This window comes from Alkalithermobacter paradoxus (assembly GCA_002029295.1).
In the GTDB taxonomy this organism is placed as follows: domain Bacteria; phylum Bacillota; class Clostridia; order Peptostreptococcales; family Peptostreptococcaceae; genus Alkalithermobacter; species Alkalithermobacter paradoxus.
On record MZGW01000007.1, the window covers coordinates 26,928 to 45,411 of the forward strand.

The 18,484-nt window shown below is 30.3% G+C and carries 15 protein-coding genes, 2 tRNA genes and 1 other annotated feature; of the genes, 2 read left to right on the forward strand and 15 right to left on the reverse strand.

The window, feature by feature from the left end; all coding sequences use genetic code 11:
• Window positions 1–24: 24 nt before the first annotated feature.
• The 11 genes from CLOTH_RS08220 to CLOTH_RS08270 form a co-directional block, all read right to left on the reverse strand.
• Window positions 25–1,569: a Mur ligase family protein gene (locus CLOTH_RS08220; protein WP_079412992.1), complete on the reverse strand. Its 1,545-nt coding sequence runs from the start codon at window positions 1,567–1,569 to the stop codon at window positions 25–27.
• A gap of 42 nt (window positions 1,570–1,611) precedes the next feature.
• Entirely contained in the window at window positions 1,612–2,793 is a 1,182-nt protein-coding gene (locus CLOTH_RS08225) for a carboxylate--amine ligase (RefSeq protein WP_079412994.1), read from the reverse strand.
• Between the two features lie 376 nt (window positions 2,794–3,169).
• Window positions 3,170–3,260: transfer RNA gene (locus CLOTH_RS08230), tRNA-Ser, on the reverse strand.
• 12 nt (window positions 3,261–3,272) lie between these two features.
• A tRNA-Gly gene (locus CLOTH_RS08235) sits at window positions 3,273–3,346 on the reverse strand.
• 67 nt (window positions 3,347–3,413) lie between these two features.
• Entirely contained in the window at window positions 3,414–4,256 is an 843-nt protein-coding gene (locus tag CLOTH_RS08240; protein WP_079413058.1) for a bifunctional 5,10-methylenetetrahydrofolate dehydrogenase/5,10-methenyltetrahydrofolate cyclohydrolase, read from the reverse strand.
• 55 nt (window positions 4,257–4,311) lie between these two features.
• Window positions 4,312–5,988: a formate--tetrahydrofolate ligase gene (locus CLOTH_RS08245; protein WP_079412996.1), complete on the reverse strand. Its 1,677-nt coding sequence runs from the start codon at window positions 5,986–5,988 to the stop codon at window positions 4,312–4,314.
• Between the two features lie 269 nt (window positions 5,989–6,257).
• Window positions 6,258–6,833 carry an indolepyruvate oxidoreductase subunit beta gene (locus tag CLOTH_RS08250; RefSeq protein ID WP_079412998.1) on the reverse strand — a complete coding sequence of 192 codons (576 nt, stop codon included), beginning with the start codon at window positions 6,831–6,833 and terminating at the stop codon, window positions 6,258–6,260.
• A gap of 1 nt (window position 6,834) precedes the next feature.
• Window positions 6,835–8,613, reverse strand: a complete 1,779-nt coding sequence (gene iorA / locus CLOTH_RS08255; protein ID WP_079413000.1) for an indolepyruvate ferredoxin oxidoreductase subunit alpha — start codon at window positions 8,611–8,613, stop codon at window positions 6,835–6,837.
• 14 nt (window positions 8,614–8,627) lie between these two features.
• Window positions 8,628–9,533: a bifunctional enoyl-CoA hydratase/phosphate acetyltransferase gene (locus CLOTH_RS08260; protein ID WP_079413002.1), complete on the reverse strand. Its 906-nt coding sequence runs from the start codon at window positions 9,531–9,533 to the stop codon at window positions 8,628–8,630.
• A 192-nt stretch (window positions 9,534–9,725) separates the two neighbouring features.
• Window positions 9,726–10,853, reverse strand: coding sequence for a tetratricopeptide repeat protein (locus tag CLOTH_RS08265; protein WP_079413004.1), 1,128 nt, complete (start codon window positions 10,851–10,853; stop codon window positions 9,726–9,728).
• A gap of 10 nt (window positions 10,854–10,863) precedes the next feature.
• Window positions 10,864–12,621: a B12-binding domain-containing radical SAM protein gene (locus CLOTH_RS08270; protein WP_079413006.1), complete on the reverse strand. Its 1,758-nt coding sequence runs from the start codon at window positions 12,619–12,621 to the stop codon at window positions 10,864–10,866.
• A 143-nt stretch (window positions 12,622–12,764) separates the two neighbouring features.
• On the opposite strand from CLOTH_RS08270, the gene CLOTH_RS08275 reads away from it, so the two are divergent.
• Both CLOTH_RS08275 and CLOTH_RS08280 read left to right on the forward strand, forming a co-directional pair.
• Window positions 12,765–13,349, forward strand: coding sequence for a zinc dependent phospholipase C family protein (locus tag CLOTH_RS08275; RefSeq protein ID WP_079413008.1), 585 nt, complete (start codon window positions 12,765–12,767; stop codon window positions 13,347–13,349).
• A gap of 94 nt (window positions 13,350–13,443) precedes the next feature.
• Window positions 13,444–13,635 carry a hypothetical protein gene (locus tag CLOTH_RS08280; RefSeq protein WP_079413010.1) on the forward strand — a complete coding sequence of 64 codons (192 nt, stop codon included), beginning with the start codon at window positions 13,444–13,446 and terminating at the stop codon, window positions 13,633–13,635.
• A 14-nt stretch (window positions 13,636–13,649) separates the two neighbouring features.
• Here the strand turns inward: CLOTH_RS08280 and CLOTH_RS08285 are convergent, their stop codons facing one another.
• From CLOTH_RS08285 to CLOTH_RS08300, 4 genes are all read right to left on the reverse strand, one after another.
• A complete protein-coding gene (locus CLOTH_RS08285) occupies window positions 13,650–14,549 on the reverse strand; it encodes a hypothetical protein (RefSeq protein WP_079413012.1) in 900 nt (299 codons plus the stop codon).
• A gap of 383 nt (window positions 14,550–14,932) precedes the next feature.
• Window positions 14,933–16,633, reverse strand: a complete 1,701-nt coding sequence (gene argS / locus CLOTH_RS08290) for an arginine--tRNA ligase (protein ID WP_079413014.1) — start codon at window positions 16,631–16,633, stop codon at window positions 14,933–14,935.
• 101 nt (window positions 16,634–16,734) lie between these two features.
• Window positions 16,735–16,942 (reverse strand) — a binding site (T-box leader).
• A 59-nt stretch (window positions 16,943–17,001) separates the two neighbouring features.
• Window positions 17,002–18,027, reverse strand: coding sequence for an alpha-hydroxy-acid oxidizing protein (locus CLOTH_RS08295; RefSeq protein ID WP_079413016.1), 1,026 nt, complete (start codon window positions 18,025–18,027; stop codon window positions 17,002–17,004).
• A gap of 11 nt (window positions 18,028–18,038) precedes the next feature.
• Window positions 18,039–18,482, reverse strand: coding sequence for a DUF523 domain-containing protein (locus CLOTH_RS08300; protein ID WP_079413018.1), 444 nt, complete (start codon window positions 18,480–18,482; stop codon window positions 18,039–18,041).
• Window positions 18,483–18,484: the final 2 nt, after the last annotated feature.

Consider the following 18,484-nt stretch of genomic DNA (forward strand, 5'->3'; position numbering starts at 1 on the left):
CTAAAAAACTAGATATTTCATATATTATTCCATTCCTGCTACTCTTTTTTCCAAAGGTCTGAATAAAACTTTTGTATCAATATAAGGTTTTAGCCTACTTAATATCTCTAGTGCAATTTTAGCTCCATAATCCATTCCTTGGCAACCTGCTAACATCAAAACATCATCGTTACCTATTCCTGAAAGAGCGTACTCAATCGCATCTGATAATTCCTCATATAAATGAACCTTAATTCCTTGTTCTGACATAACTCTTTGGAAAGCTATTAATTCTTCATCTTGTACTCTATCTTTTTCAGTTACATGTGATTTACTTAACGTAACTATTATTTCATTCATATCAAGCTTTGGTGCCCACTTGGCTATCATCTGAGCATTTTCTTTATTTACAATAGGTCCCCTATTTCCACGAATAGCGTATACTAACTTTAGGTTGTTATATTTCATTTTTTGTAAAGTTTCTAGTGTTATGTTTATATTTCCAGGATTAGCAAAGTGGTCATCTATTATCTTAAATTCATCTTCAAAAATAATCTCAAAACGTCTTTCCACTCCTTTAAATTGATTTATACCTTTCTGGATAACAGGTATTGGAACACCGCACAATAACCCAGCCATAATAGCCACCATAGCATTGTATACTGAGTGATAACCAGGAGTTGAAAGCTCTATATCAAACATTGTTGGCTTATATACTATATCATCAACTTTGAACTCTTTTCTAACTTCAACTATAAATTTTGCTCTACCAGTTGATAAATCTATATCTCTACACCATAAATCTCCAGTATTATTTTCTATTCCAAACGTAAGAGTTTTAGCTTTTGTTTGGTTGACTAGCGAAGCTGAGTATGGGCAATCTAAATTCAAAATAGCCCATTGTTTTTCGCTTGCGTTTCTTATTAAACTTGCTTTACTGTCAAAATAATTTTCAAATGATCCGTGCAAATCTATATGTTCTCTACTAATGTTATTAAAAGCTACTATATCAAATTCTACATTGCCTACACGAGAAAGCTCTAGTGCTGAAGATGAAACTTCCATAGCTACATGAGAAATCCCCTCTTTATTCATACTATGAAGGTATCTATGCAAGTCTAAAGATTCTGGTGTCGTCAACTGAGATGGAATTATATTGTTTCCTATTTTTATAGATACCGTTCCTATTACACCTGTTTCAATTCCGTAAGCTTCTAAAATTGAATTAGTCATAAAAGTAGTTGTAGTTTTTCCATTTGTTGCAGTAATTCCGATCATTTTCAATTTCTTAGAAGGGCATCCGTAAAAATAATCACTTAAAGCAGCTAGTGCATATCTGCTATTACTTACTTTGATTTGAGGTATATCCCAGCCTTCTTGAAAATCTTCTACCACAATCGCCACTGCTCCATTTGAGATTGCACTAAAAATATATTTATGGCCATCTGTTTTGTATCCTTTTATGCATACAAAAATATCACCTGGTGTTACATTTTTAGAATTATAAGCAATGCCTGTTACATCGACATTTTTTTCATTTTTCATATCTATGATATCAATAGATTTAAGCAATTCATATAATTTTATCATGGGTTTCTCCTTTCTATTAGTTATTCGCCCTTATTCATGAAATTATTTGAATAACTTTCCTGATATTTTATCAAGTAAAGATCTTAAGAATACAATAAAAGGCTGTGGGTCGTTATAATCCCAAATCGCATACGCCTTTGGTCTAAAATATGACTTAATAACTTGCAGTAATGTTAGTTGTTTAGTTTTAATGTATCCTTTAACCGCTAGGAAATCTTCATATGCATACCAAAATACTAAATTTTTATCACTTGTGATAGCCTTAGGACTTAGAGGAGATCCAGTAAGCTCCATGTATGCAATATATGGCATATTAATTCCTACCTTATATAATAAATTATTTAAGTTAGTAGTTCTAACATTTACTTCTATTAGATAGTACTTTCCTGTATTAGAGTCTTTTTTAAACTCTATCTCTGCAAAACCCTTAAACTTAACCCCTTCTAAAAATCTTGAACCTATTTCATACAGCTCTGGAACATATTTTTGTTGAGTATATACAGATGCACCAAAATTGATAGGATACTGACGCATTTTCTGGCAAGTAACCCAATGAGTAATCTTAGCATCTTGGTTTAAATAAGCATCAAATGTATACATATGATCATCAAAGCCTGGAATTATCCTTTGAACTATAACTTCTATATTTTCTTTATTAGCAAGTTTTATTGATGAAATTAACTCTTCTTTATTATATACCTTAAATAGCTTCTTTCTAAATTTAGCAACAAATGCGTGAGAATCTACTGGTTTAACTAGGCATGGATATTTTATAATCTCTTCTACTTTTTCTATAAGATTTTCATCATCTGTAGTTAATGTTTCAGGAACCAAAACATCATGCTTAATTGCTAAATCTCTAAGAGTATCTTTATTCATTAATTTTGTATAAAGATTTTCCTCAGTTTGAGGAATTAGAAAATATTTTCTCAGTACTGAAAGATACTTGTCTAAAAATTCTACATAAGGATCCGCACAAGGAAATAATACTGGAGGATTGTCCTGCTTTTTTGCATATTCTATTAAAAATTCTAAAAATGCCTCAGGATCTTTTTTGTAGTGTGGTCCTACTAAAGTTTCAGAGCAGTATTTAGAATAAAAACCGTATGTGTTTTTGTCAGAGTAATCTACTGCTACTACATGTACTCCGTTAACTCCTAAACATCTAATTACACTAAGACCTATATAATAATTAGCCCCAAGAACTACAGCTTTATGTTTCATATTTCATCTCTCTCTCTTGTTATTTTTAGTTGATATTTCTAAATTAGGTATTAAAAAAATTCAAAGTACTTTAACATTATAGTGCTACTTTGAATTCAATACAATCATATATAATAATATTTTGATGTTCCTACTTTTGTATCATAAGATTACGTAGGCTCAAGTTTTCTAGTAAGTAGTATACACTAAAAAAATATAAGTTTCAATAGAATTTCAATTACCTAATCTCATCTGTAGCAATTATCTAAAAACTAAATAAGAGTAAGAATTAAACTGGAATATATTAATGAGTATGCTGGATTTGTTAGTGAAAAATAATTTTGATAAGTGGTTATGAATAGAAAAAGATAGCATTAAATAAGCTATCTTCCTTGATTGGCGGAGAAGGAGGGATTTGAACCCTCGCGCCCCTTGCGAGACCTACTCCCTTAGCAGGGGAGCCTCTTCAGCCACTTGAGTACTTCTCCATATATAAAAAATGGAGCGGGTGAAGGGGATCGAACCCTCGCAGCCGGCTTGGAAGGCCGGAACTCTACCACTGAGCTACACCCGCTCGTCCTATTGACATGTATAATAATATCATAGCAGTTTCATCATGTCAATATTTTTTATACTATATTTTATTGAATTTTTGCAGCATTAACTACGTGTTTAGCAAGTATACTTGTTGTCACTGATCCTACTCCCCTCGGTACAGGAGTTATCATAGCTGCTTTGTCTTTGCAGTCTTCAAAATCAACATCTCCACATAAATTCCCATCTTCATCAACATTTATTCCAACATCAATTACTATAGCATCTTCTTTTATAAAACTTTTATTTATCATCTTGGCTTTTCCAACTGCTGCTATCAATATATCAGCTTCTCTTGTTATACTTTCTAAATCTTCAGTTTTAGAATGACATATAGTAACAGTAGCATTTTTATTTAATAGAAGTATTGAAATAGGCTTTCCTACAACTGTTGATCTACCTATAACAACTACATTTTTAGATTCTACAGGAATTTCATAATATTTTAATATTTCCATTACTGCTGTAGGTGTACAAGGTGCAAATCCTGACTTATCTCCTTCTAATAACTTCCCTAAATTTATAGTATTAAGACAATCTACATCTTTATTAGGATTGATTATATTTTTTATTTTATCTTCGTCTATATGTTTAGGAAGTGGCCTTAAAACTAATATTCCATTTACACTCTTATCTTCATTTATATTTTTTAGACCATCTATAAACTCAATTTCATCTATATCATCATCAAAAGCTTTAACATCTACCTGTATACCTATGCTCTCACACCTTTTTATTGCCCCTCTTTGATAAGCCATATCATCTTCTTTATTTCCTACTCTAACTATAGTCAGCTTAGGGGTTACGCATTTTTCTTTTAGTTTGTTAACTTCTGTTATAAGTTCTTGTGTTATTTTATCTGCAACAGGCTTTCCTAGTAATATTTTCATGCTGCTTCCTCCCTTATAATTAAATCCAGCTGCATAAATTGCAGCTGGTTTTAGATTAAAACAATCCACTTATTACTCCATTCTCATCTACATCTATTTTTTCAGCCGATGGAACTTTAGGAAGTCCAGGCATTGTCATTATTTCACCAGTAAGTGCAACTATAAATCCAGCTCCTGCTGACACTTTAACTTGCCTTACAGTAATCTTAAAGCCTGTAGGTCTTCCTAGTTTCGTCTGATCATCCGTCAAAGAATATTGAGTTTTTGCCATACATATTGGAAGCTTGTCAAAACCTAATTTCTCAAGGTTTGCTATTTCTTTAGATGCACCCGATGTAAACTCTACATCATCTGCTCCATATACTTTCTGTGCTATCGCTCTTATCTTTTCTTTAATAGGTATATCTAGATCGTATGCATAGCTAAAGTTATTTTCTCCTTCTTCAATCAATCTTAAAACCTCATTAGCCAGTTCTTGTCCACCTTCTCCTCCTTTAGCCCATACCTCTGATAATGCAACGTTTACACCTAACTCTTTACATTTATCTTTTATAAGATTAAGCTCTTTTTCTGTATCAAACGGGAATCTATTTATTGCAACTACCGCAGGAAGTTTGAATACTTTAGTTATATTCTCAACATGTTTCAAAAGATTAGGTATTCCTTTTTCAAGAGCATCTAAATTTTCTTCATTTAAATCTTGCTTAGCTACTCCACCATTGTATTTCAAAGCCTTTATTGTAGCAACTATTATAACAGCATCTGGCTTTAAATTAGACATTCTACATTTTATATCTATAAACTTTTCAGCTCCTAAATCTGCTCCAAATCCTGCTTCTGTAACTACATAATCTGCAAAATGCATAGCCATTTTTGTAGCTATAACAGAGTTACATCCATGAGCTATATTAGCAAATGGCCCTCCATGTACAAATGCAGGAGTTCCTTCTAGTGTCTGAACTAAATTAGGTTTTAGAGCATCCTTCAAAAGTGCTGCCATAGCTCCATGTGCATTTAATTGTCCTGCTGTAACAGGCTCACCACTTCTTGTATATCCTATTATTATTTTTGAAAGCCTTTCCTTCAAATCTATTATATCATTAGCTAAACAAAAAGCTGCCATAACTTCAGATGCAACAGTTATATCAAATCCATCTTCTCTTGGAACTCCATTGGCTTTTCCATTTAATCCATTAGTTATAAATCTTAGCTGTCTATCATTCATATCAACAGCTCTTTTCCATGTTATTCTTCTAGTATCTATATCAAGAGCGTTCCCTTGATATATATGATTATCTATCATAGCTGCAAGCAAATTATTAGCAGCTCCTATAGCATGAAAATCTCCTGTGAAGTGAAGGTTTATATCTTCCATTGGAACAACTTGGGCATATCCGCCACCTGCAGCTCCTCCCTTAACTCCAAATACAGGCCCTAAAGATGGCTCCCTTAATGCAACTAGAGTGTTTTTTCCAAGGCGTGATAATGCATCTGCAACTCCTATAGTCGTAGTAGTTTTTCCTTCTCCTGCTGGAGTTGGATTTATAGCAGTAACAAGTATTAACTTCGAATCTTTTGATTTACCATTTTTCAATAAATTATAATCTACTTTTGCCTTATACTTTCCGTAAAGTTCTAAGTCGTCTTCATTCAAATCAAGCTTTTTTGCTATCTCCCTTATATCCTTAAGTTTAGCTTCTTGAGCTATTTCTATGTCTGATTTAAAGCTCATTTTCATCCCCCTCTAATTATAGTTTAATATTCAAAACTCATTTTAAATTGTGAAAAATTTTGAAAACATTTACTATATTGTACCACTTTCATAAAATTCTTTCCACAGTATTTTTTGAACATTATGTCGATTTTTATTATTTTTGTACGCTTCATTTCGCTAATTAAATGCATATTTCACACATTAATATTCGCATATTTTTATATAAAAACAAGATAGCTATCGGCTTAACTATTTGCCTTTTTTATAGCTATCTTGCAACAATTAATTTATCTATTCATTCCTCTTTCTATTGCTTTAGTATTTAGTTCTACAAATTTTTCTTTAACATTTTCTTTAACAGCTTTATTCCAATCTGCGTCTTGAAGGTCTAAAGCTTTTATAAGTCCTCCAAGCATTACTATATTTTGAGCTTTTATATTTCCAAGTTCCACAGCTTCATCAGCAGCTTTTATTACAGTAACATCATCACAAAGTAATTTTACTTTTTCTATTATACCTTGAGGGTATTTTTCTTTTCCTGCTATTACTGTTGCAGAAGGTATTTCATAGTCATTTATTACTATTTTTCCATCTGGCTTTAGGTAATCAATCCATCTTAGAGCTTCTACTTTCTCAAATGCTACTATAACATCTGCTTGACCTTTTCCTATTATAGGTGAATATACTTTTTCACCATATCTTACTTGTGTTGTTACACTTCCACCTCTTTGGGCCATTCCGTGTACTTCTGACATTTTAACGTCATAACCTGCATCTATTAATCCACTTGTAAGTATTTTAGATGCTAATATTATACCTTGACCTCCAACACCTACTAATAGAACATTTTTTATCTCTTTCATATTATTCACCTACCCTTTCTATCGCATCAAATGGACATACTTGAGCACATACAGAACATCCTACACACATATCTTTATTTATATTTACAGTGTCACTGTATGATAAAGCAGGACAACCTGTCTTTAAACATAATTTACATACTTTACACTTATCATCTATTACTCTGTATAATGAAGGCTGACATCCAAACTCTTCTATATCTTCTTCAGAGAAGTTCTTAAGTGCACAAGGGTACTTAGTTACAATTACTGTAGGTTCAGTAGATTCAAAAGCCTTATTTAAAGCTTCCTCAGATGCCTTAACGTCAAGCGGATTTATAACCATTACATTTTTTACTCCTACTGCTTCACATAACTTAGGTATGTCTATAGCTACTGTTTTCTCTCCCATCAAAGTATATCCAGTTCCAGGGTTTTCTTGATGACCTGTCATACCAGTTATTCTATTGTCAAGAATTACTGTAACAGCATTTCCTTTATTATAAACTATATCTATTAAGCTTGTTATTCCTGAGTGGAAGAATGTAGAGTCTCCTATAACCCCTACTACCTTCTTATCTACACCATTAACTTCAAATGCCTTCTGTGCTCCGTGTCCTGCACTTATAGATGCACCCATGCATATACAAGTATCCATTGCATTAAGAGGTTCTGAAGATCCTAGCGTATAACATCCTATATCTCCTGTTACCATTACATTTTTCTTTTTAGATAAAACATGGAAGAATCCTCTATGTGGACATCCCGCACATAATGTAGGTGGTCTTGATATAATATCTTCTTTAGCAGCATCTAAATTTCTTACCATAGCTGTTTCTTTTCCTAAAAGAGATTTAGCTATTATATCTGGATTTAATTCTCCTATTCTTGTTATTTTTTCTTTACCTATGCAGTCTATACCACGGGCTTTTATTTGCTCTTCTATATATGGCTCAAGTTCTTCTATTACATATAAAGTTTCTACTTGATTTCTAAATTCTTCTATTTTCTTGAATGGAAGTGGATGAGTAAATCCTAATTTTAAGTAAGAAGCATTATCCCCAAACACTTCTCTAGCGTATTCATAAGCTACTCCTGATGTTATAATACCTATTTTCTTATCTCCCCACTCAATTCTATTTAAATGAGTATTATTACTGAATTCTTCTAATTTCTCTAACTTGTCTTCTAATATAACATGAAGTTTTTTTCCGTTTGCAGGAGTTGCAACGAATTTGCTTATATTTCTAACGTAAGGCTTTATCGCTACATTTTCTCTTTCCTTTAATTCTACCATTCCTTTTGAGTGACATATTCTAGTAGTTACTCTTAAAAGAACTGGTGTATCAAACTCTTCTGATATTCTTAAACCTTCAGCAATAAAATCTTTAGCTTCTTGGCTATCACTTGGCTCTAACATAGCTATTTTTGCAAATTTAGCATAATATCTATTGTCTTGTTCATTTTGTGATGAGTGCATTCCTGGGTCATCAGCAGAAACTAATATTAATCCTCCATTTACTCCTGTGTATCCATAAGTCATAAGTGCATCTGCAGCTACGTTAACTCCTACGTGTTTCATAGCACCAAGTGCTCTTGCTCCTGCTATAGATGCTCCTATAGCTACTTCTAAAGCTACCTTTTCATTTGGAGCCCACTCACAGTAAACATTCTCCTTATACTGAGCCATGTTCTCAAGTATTTCTGTTGATGGTGTTCCTGGATATGCTGATGCTACAGTTCCACCAGCTTCATAAAAACCTCTAGCGATAGCTTCATTACCTGTCATTAGCTTTTTCATATATATTCCCCCTCCTATTTATAATTAGCAATTAGTGCACCTAAAGCTATAGAGTATAGTTTTGACTGAGCATCATCAGCTCTAGATACCAAAACAACCGGAGCTTTAGCTCCCATTATTATTCCAGCTGATTTTGCATTTGCCATATATGTCAGGGATTTACCAACCCCATTTCCAACTTCTATATTAGGAACTAATATTACATCAACTTCTCCTGAAACTTCACTTCTAAAATTTTTGATTTGAGCTGCTTCTTTTGAAACCGCTAAATCAAATGCAAGTGGTCCTTCAACTATAACTCCTTCACCAAAATCTCCATTTTGTCCTTTTTCTTGAAGAGCTGCTGCATCTACTGTTGCTATCATTTTTTCACTAACTTTTTCTTTTGCAGCAAGACATGCAACCCTTACTGTATCAAGCCCTAATGCTTTAGCACCTTGAATTGAATTTTTTAGTATTTTTGCTTTTTCATCTAATGTAGGATTTATGTTCATTCCTCCATCAGTTAAGAAAAGAAGCTTATGATAAGTCGGAACTTCATATACCATTAAGTGACTAAGTAAGCTATCTGTTCTAAGACCATGTTCTTTGTCTAACACTGCTTTTAGTAATATAGATGTATCTAGTATACCTTTCATAACAAAATCAGCTTTACCTTGGGAAACTAAAGACACAGCAATTTTAGCTGCTTCACTTAAATCTTTTTCTTCTATTAATTTAATATTTTCTAAGCTTTCGCCTAAACTATCTGCTATTTCTTTTACCTTTTCTATATCTCCAACTAATATTGGTTCAACTATTCCTTGTTTCTTAGCATCGAATACAGCTTCAAGCACTTCAATATCTTGAGCTGCAGCTACAGCTAACTTCATTGTAGATATTTGTTGCACTTTTTTAACAACTTCATCTAGCTTTCTCATGAATTAATCACCTCTCATAAAGTTGAATTTTGTCTTTTTATATCGATTGATGTATTTTACTCCCAAATAATATATTCTATATAAGAAAACTTTTTCCTCTTACAAAATAAATTTTTTTACTGAACAATTTAAATATATAATATTTTCACAATTTTATGCAAAAAAAATATAACCAAGCTAGTATTTTCTAGCTTAGTTATATTTTCTTAACTCATTTAGACACGCTACAGTTATTTCATCGTTTGGATTTATATCATAAGCCTTGTTTATATATTCACTAGCTTTTTCTAAATCTCTAGTTTGTAGATATGTCATGCCCAAATTACATAAAAGCTCAGGATCTTCTCCTATTATATCTATCGCTTTTTTATAATTTTCTATAGATTTCTCATAATTACCGAGTATACCATTACAAAGTGCTATTTCAGCTACTGTATCTCCTTGATTTGGATTTAGTATAAGTATTTTCTCAAAGTATTCCATGGCTTCATTTATATTTCCTAGCTGCCTATAAGCTAATCCTATGAAAAATAATAAATTCCACCAATCAGAATAATCTTGAACTAATGGGAGTAACTTTTCAAGGCCCTTTTCTGGCTGTCCTTGTAAAACTAAATTATATCCCTCTTCATAATCTACTTTATATTGAATTTTATTGATTTGCTCTTTTATTTCACTACATTTATCATCATCTAACCCTCTTTTTATACCTTCTTCCCAGGTTAGCTTTGCTTTTAAATATTGTTTTTGATTATGATAGTGATATCCTAATTGATAATAAGCTAGTGCAAATTCTTCATCTATATCTATTATTAATTCAAGCTTTTCTAATGCTTCTAAAAGATAATCTTCTATTATTTCTGTTTGCTTAGTTTTTTCGTACCTTTTAGCTATATCTTGACATATAACGGCGTAATTATACAGAGCATTTACATTTCTTGGATTTAAGGTTATAAGAGATTTGAAGTATATCAACCCTTCTGTCAATTCTTTATCTTGTGACTTCTTTATTCCCATGTAACCTATATAGTCTTCTATTTTTTCATCAAATGAGTATAAGAACTTCTTATATTCTTCATTATATTTAAAATCCTTATCTATACCTATTATATATATCATTCCTCTTGCTATAGCAGCTAATGTCAAAGGTTCTGATTTATTCTTTATGTTTTTTATAAGTTCGTCATTAAGTATGGGAACATCTATTCCATCTTCTGGAATTTTATATCCCTTTAAATTTATATCTGCATCAGATTTTATAGTTATAAAAGAAAGATCTTGTGTTTTTTTAAGTAGATATTTATCTATTCTGTACTTCATATTTCCCCTCCTAGATTTCTACATTATATGATTTGGATTTTTCGAATACCTTCTTATCTAAATCATATATAAATAACATTATTGTTAGTTCTTCTTTTAAGTCACAACATATATCTTGTTTAAGTTTTGATATATTATATCTAAACACTTCGAAATTTACATATTTTATTATGTTTTTGGCACTTACATCTTTATATTGTGGCAAAAATCTTTTTATATTTTCTTCCTCTTGTAAAAACTTATGACATCTGTTCTTAAAGTCTTCAATCTCTATTTTATTAAAGAAATTAGGTATATTTGAAGTTCTTCCTAAAGAAACATAATCATACTTTAATATTTCTTTGAATAAATCTATTTTTTTATTTATCTTGTTTTCATAAAACTCTAAAAGTATTTTGTACTGTTCATTTTTACCTTGAGATGTTTTAAAATATCCTCTATCATTCCAAAAGCTTGATATATCTTCAAAGAATTTGAAAGCATCTTCTCCATAATAGTTTTTGATTATATACGAAATTGATAAATTAAAGTTGTCAGAGTTAAAGTAAAGTTCTAACATTTCTTCTATATCTTTTATTCTTAAGAGTTCTCCATATGTCATATAATTATTGCACAATACTTCATACGGTGGATAATCTTTGTATAAATATCCATGCTTTTTTGCATTATTTCTAACACCAGATCCTTTTAACATCTTTAAAAATCCTAATTGTAATTGATCTATCCCAAGATTAAATACCATGTTAAACGAGTTTCTAAAACTTTCATAATTTTCATAAGGAAGTCCTGCTATTAGATCTAAATGCTGATGTATATTCTTAAAGCTCGATATTTTTTTTACTACATATGATAGTTTATCAAAATCACAATTTCGCTGTATCTCTTTTAATGTAAGTGGATTTGTAGATTGTACTCCAACCTCAAATTGAAACAATCCTTGTTTACATTTAGATAAAAACTCTAGCATTTCTTCATCTATTAAATGAGCTGTAACTTCAAAGTGAAAATTTGTATATCCATTATCATGCTCTATAAGGAAATTCATTATATCAAGAGCATATTTTTTATTTGCATTAAATGTTCTATCTACGAATTTAACCTGCTTTACCTTAGCATCTATGAGTATTTTTAGCTCTTTTTTTACTCTTTCTATGTCAAAGAACCTAAGCCCTTTTATTGTAGATGATAAGCAGTATTGACAGTTAAAAGGACAACCTCTTGATGTTTCATAATAAACTATTTTATTTTCGTATTCTTTTATATCTATGTTTTCATAAATACTAGGTATTTCATCAAGCAAGGTTAAAAGACATCTTTCTTTATTAACTATTATATTTTCATTCTCTCTATACACTATACCATCTATGTTTGTTATATCTTTTTTTCCTAACATATATTCTACAAATTCTCTGAAGGTTACTTCTCCTTCTCCATATATTAAATAATCTATATATGGGTTATCTTCCATAACTTTAACATAATCGTAAGAAACTTCTGGTCCTCCTAATAATATCTTTATATGGGGACTGATTTTTTTCATGTTTTTAGCTATTTTTAATGTTTCATCTACATTCCATATGTATGTTGAAAAGGCTATTACATCTGCATTTTCATTGTACATATCTTTTAATATATAATCTATTGTATTATTTATTGTGTATTCTTTTATATCTATTTGAGTTAAGTGGCTAGTGCATGACTTTAAATATCTTATAGCTAGATTTGTATGCACAAACTTAGAGTTCAATGTTGTAAGTAGTATTTTCAATTACATCAGTCCTTTCTTTTGCATCAGTATATATTATCACAAAAACAAATAAATATCTATTTGTACAGTAATATTTATCCATTTGAAATTAATTTTCATTCAGTTTAATATATTAATATAAGCTTGTCTTTGGGAGGCCAATTATGTTAATGCATACCCATAAGATAATAGCATATCACGTCTATGATAATATCAAAAACAAGTTAGATATAGACCTAAATAGAAATTGTTTAATTTACGGGTCTATGAAGCCTGACATTTCACCAAGACTCGCTCTTAAGAAACACTATAAAAACGAGAGTTTTAACTTTGTACTTGATGAAATAATGTCTCTCATTGATGATGGACTAAGTGAAAATTTAATCTCCATTAATAGATTTTCTACTAGATTAGGCGTTATTAGTCACTTTTTATCTGATTTTTTCTGTCTACCTCATTTTGATAGAGATTATTATCATGATAAACTTATAAAGCACCTAAAATATGAAAATGATTTACACTATAAATTTAAAGATTTCAAAGGAATAGACAAAATAAAAATTCCTTACTTAGAAGATGTAAACTCTAAATGCATAAGAGCTTTTATAGAGGAATTATACGATACTTATAAAAATAAACCTATAGGATTTGAAAATGATATACATGGATCAATAAATATATCTTCTGCTGTAGGTATGGTTATAGTTGAAAATTCCATTATGACTTTAACTGAAAAAGTCACTGCATGAAAAAGTAAAAAATTTGTTTATTTTTGAAGGTTTTTAGATTATTTTATAGAAAGTTATATGTTATATATTAAATACAGTAGGAAGGGGATTTTCAATGGACCAATTCGACAAAATATCAATCAACCAAATATCAAAAAGAGATATGCTTCTTATAATAAAAGCATTAGAATATACGTTTGAAAATACTAAAATTGAAGAATTTAAGGATCTAAAAAATGATATTCTTAAAGAATTATGCTTCTTATCTGAAAAAACAGAAGAAGAGTTCCTTAAATCTTTAGAGTAAATTTAAAAGAGCCACTAGGCTCTTTTAAATTTAAAACTATATTCACCGGACTTTGAAAGTACTTTTATATATAAAATATCATTATCTAATTTCTTATCTATTACTTTTATATTGTTAAGTATCGGATTATATACCATATCCCCTATATTTAGTTTTATTAAATCTTTTGGATTTACTTTTTCATTATATATTTTCTTATTTATTTCATATTTTCTAAGTTTTAGTATATATTGTGAAAGTGAGTTTATAAAAGAAAATCCTTCGATATTTTTATTATCAAATTCAAATCCTAAAAGTGCAAGCATAGAATTTTTTACGCTTTTAAGCTCTTCAATTTCCTCATTGTAGTCTTTTATATACACCTGATATAAAACCCTTAAAACTCCATCTATTATATTTTCTTCTTTTATAAGATTTATATCTTTTTTTAGAAATCTATCAAGTTTTTGCATTACGTATATTTTACATTTATTGAAATTTATAATATCAATGTTATCCATATTAAATTCTATGATATACTCTTTCAATTTAGTTATAATATCGTTAATACTGATATCTTTGTCTTTTATTATAGTTTGCATTACATAATTGTATATAATACCCGCAAATATATATTCATATTTATCAGTATAAAAACTTATATTTTTTGAAACTTCTTCCTCACATTTTATTAAATTTGTATTACAAAGTATTATTGGAAGTATATAATTAAGATTATATATAGATCTATTATTTTTTTCTCCATAACATTTGTAAAGCAATAACTCATCTTTAAGTCTATTATAATCTATATAATTTAGTCTTTTATTTTTATCATCAACCATTGATTTTGTATTTAACACTATCATATCTTTAAGATACTTACTTTCGCACAAAAAAGCGTATATAAAAGAGTTCCTTAATCTTTCTTCCATAGATACCTCTCCTATTCATTATAAAAAAGTCTTTCTTTGAAAGATCTTAAAGGTAGACTTTTTTGAAATTCATAACAGAAATTATAAATTATCCACAATTCAAAAAGTTTATAATTTCCTATTCATTATAAAAAAGTCTTTCTTTGAAAGATCTTAAAGGTAGACTTTTTTGAAATTCATAACAGAAATTATAAATTATCCACAATTCAAAAAGTTTATAATTTCCTATTCATTATAAAAAAAATAGCAGCTATACGCTGCTATATGATGGGGGGGTAGTAGCAACAGACTATAGCCTTCTTGCTACAATGTTCTACATTAACTTTCATACGTTTATTATATAATATTTGTTTTTTAGATGTAAATACTTATTTTTCGACAAACTACATTCTTTCAGGTGAAGCTACTCCAAGTAATGCTAATCCATTTTTTATAGTTTGCTTAGTTGCTTTAACTAACGCAAGTCTTGCTTTTCTTAACTCTTTATCTTCAACTATTATTGCATTGTCATGATAGAATTTATTAAATGCTTGAGCTAAGTCTACAACATATCTTGCTATTATGTGAGGCTCATTTTTTCTCATAGCATCTAATACAGCTTTACTAAACCCTGAAAGTACTGTTATTACATTTATAGAGTCTTCATCAGTAAGTAAGCTAAAATCTATATCGCAATTTACTTCTTCATTTGCTTTTCTTAATAAAGAGCATGTTCTAACGTGAGTATACTGAACATATGGACCTGTTTCTCCATCAAAATTAAGTGTTCTATCCCAAGAGAACGTATAATCTTTTATTCTATTATTAGATAATTCTTGGAACACAACTGCTCCTATTCCTACTTGTTTTGCAACTTCATCTATATTTTCAAGATTAGGATTTTTTTCTTTTATTATATCTTTAGTAGTTTGGATAGCTTTATTAAGTACGTCTTCTAAGAATACTACTCTTCCTTTTCTAGTAGCTATTGTTCCCTCTTCTAAGCTAACAAGTCCAAAAGGAACATGAACGCAGTCTTTAGCCCATTCAAATCCCATAAGTTCTATAATCTTGAACCATTGTTGGAAGTGTAGGTTTTGCTGAGATGCAACTACATATATGTTCTTATAAAAATCATAATGCTCTTTTCTGTATATAGCAGCTGTTATATCTCTTGTTATATATAGTGTAGATCCATCACTTTTTCTTATTAATGCTGGTGGCATTCCATATTCTTCAAGGTCTACTATTTGAGCTCCTTTTGATTCTTTCAATATGTTCTTTTCTTCCATCATATCTAGTACTCTAGGCATCTTGTCAGAATAGAAACTTTCTCCAGCGTATGAGTCAAACTTTATATTAAGCATATCATATACTCTATTGAATTCATCTAAACTAACATCTCTAAACCACTGCCATAATCTAGTAGCTTCTTCATCTCCATCTTCTAACTTCTTAAACCACATTCTTCCTTCGTCTTCTAAAGAAGGATCTTTCTCTACTTCATCATGGAATTGAATATACAGTTTTAAAAGAGTAGGTATAGGATTGTTTTTAACTTCTTCTTCACTTCCCCACTTTTTGAATGCTACTATAAGTTTTCCAAACTGAGTACCATAATCACCTAAGTGATTTATGCTTATTGTATTGTATCCACAGAATTTATAAATCTTTTCTATAGAGCTTCCTATAACTGTACTTCTTATGTGACCTATATGAAATGGTTTTGCTATATTAGGAGATGAAAACTCCACTATTACACTTTTTCCTTCTCCGATATCACTACTACCATACCTATCTTCTTTTTCTAAAACTTCTTTTATAACAGACTCAGCTAGAGCTTTTTTGTTTATGAAAAAGTTTACATATCCCCCAAGTGGCTCTACATTTTCAATACATCCTACTTTTTCTATTTTAGATGCAAGTTCTTGTGCGATTAAATTTGGAGCTTTTCTAAATACTTTAGCAAATCTAAAGCAAGGAAAAGCATAATCTCCCATTTCTTTATTTGGTGGAATCTCTATTAAAGAAATTATATCCTCTAAACTTAGATCTGTAGTTTGAGAATGAATGCTCTTAGCAACTTCTAATTTGAAGTCCTTCATATAAATACCTCCTGATTTTTATTCATATGTAAAGTTGTTATAATTATATTATTTTATAAATATAACTAATTTAAACAAAAAAATACTCGCCCCTTAAAAAATTAAGAGACGAGATTTTATCCCGTGTTACCACTCTTATTGGCATATTGCCCACTCATTGACCTTTAACGGTGGCTACCGTATTTTCTTACTAATATTTCAGAAAATATCCTCTAGGACTCTTTTCAATATAGACTAATACTAGACTCACACCAAACTCTAGCTCGCTGAAATAGTTGCTATACTTACTCTTCCTTTCATCGGATTTTATATATTTTTTTACATTAATATATGTTATCATATATTGTTTGTTTTGAGAATACTATAGTTTATCTGTTTAAGTTTACTATTTTGGTATTATCTATAGATTTTATATCTTTACATCCTGTCAGTATCATAGCCTGTTTTAATTCATTTTTGAAGTTGTCTATAACTAACTTAACACCTTCATCATATCCACCATAAGCTCCCCATATTATAGGTCTAGCTACAAGTACAGCATCTGCACCAAGTGCTATATATTTTAGTATATCTGTACCTTCTCTAACATTTCCATCTGCTAATATAGTAATTTTTCCACCTACAGCTTTAACAATATCAGAAAGAACATCAGCAACTCCTAATGAATGATTAAGGACTCTACCTCCGTGATTAGATACAACTATAGCATCTACACCAGCTTCAACTGCTAAAAGTGCATCTTCTACACACATTATCCCCTTTAGTATAAAAGGAAGTTTAGTAGATTCTTTAAGCTCTTTTAATTCTTCTAACGTCTTAGGTCCTACAGGCTGACCATGAAGTGCCATAGTTACAAGACCTGCTCCATCTATATCTATACCTACTGCAATTGCTCCCGCTTCCTCAGCTTTTCTTATACACTCTATTATTTTAGAATTTTCTCTCGGTTTTATTATAGCTATTCCTTCCCCATTTACCTTTTTAATGCTATTTAGTCCAGCTATATAAAAATCAGGATTTGCACTATCTCCAGTCATAGCTATAGTATTTGCTTTTATACTTCCTATGACTGCTGAATCTGAGTATTCTTCTTCACTTAAATATCCACCCATATTTATAGAACTTCCTGTTACAGGAGCAGTAATTAAAGGTAAATCTAATTTTCTTCCAAATATCTCTATTGATGTATCTGGATTTTTAGCGTCATGTATTGTTTTTAAAACTAACTTTATATTTTTTAAGCTTTCATAATTTCTTTTGAAAGAATCTCCACTTCCACAGCCACCCATTCCTGGAACTTCACCAGCGCAGGCTATCCCATTACATTCTTTACAAACCCTACAGTATCCTTTCATTCTTTCTCTTGCTAACTGTTTTACCTCTTTCAAATTCATAATCTGACCCCCTATAATTTATTTTCACTTTTTAGATTTATTCCTTCTCTTTTTAAAATGGCAGCTGTAACACCAAGACCTTGCTTTAAATTATTATTAAATGTTCCATCGTATATAATAGTAGTTCCACAAGATGGACTTTTTTCCTTCAGTATAGCTTCACTACAATTAAGCAGCCTAGCTATTTTAAGTGTTTCATAAGCCCCTTTTATAAAGTTCTTAGTTACGTCTTTACCTTCTTTATCTATAACTCTTGCTTTTCTATCTAAAACAGCTTCTCCACAACCTTCAACTATTTCGCTTGGGACACGAGGAGTTGTAAGGCCTCCTAATTGTTCTGGGCATACTAATACAAACTGTTTATCTTTCAAGTAATCTATTACCTTATGATCCTCATTATTTTTTCCGTTATATTTACAATCAACGCCTAAAAGACAGGCAGATACTAATATCAAAT

Bases quoted from the DNA above. Each gene is read 5' to 3' on its own strand.
- CLOTH_RS08295 (WP_079413016.1), bottom strand. From the start codon at position 18,027: ATGAATTTGAAAGAGGTAAAACAGTTAGCAAGAGAAAGAATGAAAGGA.
- CLOTH_RS08260 (WP_079413002.1), bottom strand. From the start codon at position 9,533: ATGAGAAAGCTAGATGAAGTTGTTAAAAAAGTGCAACAAATATCTACA.
- argS (WP_079413014.1), bottom strand. From the start codon at position 16,633: ATGAAGGACTTCAAATTAGAAGTTGCTAAGAGCATTCATTCTCAAACT.
- CLOTH_RS08265 (WP_079413004.1), bottom strand. From the start codon at position 10,853: ATGAAGTACAGAATAGATAAATATCTACTTAAAAAAACACAAGATCTT.
- iorA (WP_079413000.1), bottom strand. From the start codon at position 8,613: ATGAAAAAGCTAATGACAGGTAATGAAGCTATCGCTAGAGGTTTTTAT.
- CLOTH_RS08225 (WP_079412994.1), bottom strand. From the start codon at position 2,793: ATGAAACATAAAGCTGTAGTTCTTGGGGCTAATTATTATATAGGTCTT.
- CLOTH_RS08250 (WP_079412998.1), bottom strand. From the start codon at position 6,833: ATGAAAGAGATAAAAAATGTTCTATTAGTAGGTGTTGGAGGTCAAGGT.
- CLOTH_RS08240 (WP_079413058.1), bottom strand. From the start codon at position 4,256: ATGAAAATATTACTAGGAAAGCCTGTTGCAGATAAAATAACACAAGAA.
- CLOTH_RS08275 (WP_079413008.1), top strand. From the start codon at position 12,765: ATGTTAATGCATACCCATAAGATAATAGCATATCACGTCTATGATAAT.
- CLOTH_RS08220 (WP_079412992.1), bottom strand. From the start codon at position 1,569: ATGATAAAATTATATGAATTGCTTAAATCTATTGATATCATAGATATG.
- CLOTH_RS08285 (WP_079413012.1), bottom strand. From the start codon at position 14,549: ATGGAAGAAAGATTAAGGAACTCTTTTATATACGCTTTTTTGTGCGAA.
- CLOTH_RS08245 (WP_079412996.1), bottom strand. From the start codon at position 5,988: ATGAGCTTTAAATCAGACATAGAAATAGCTCAAGAAGCTAAACTTAAG.
- CLOTH_RS08280 (WP_079413010.1), top strand. From the start codon at position 13,444: ATGGACCAATTCGACAAAATATCAATCAACCAAATATCAAAAAGAGAT.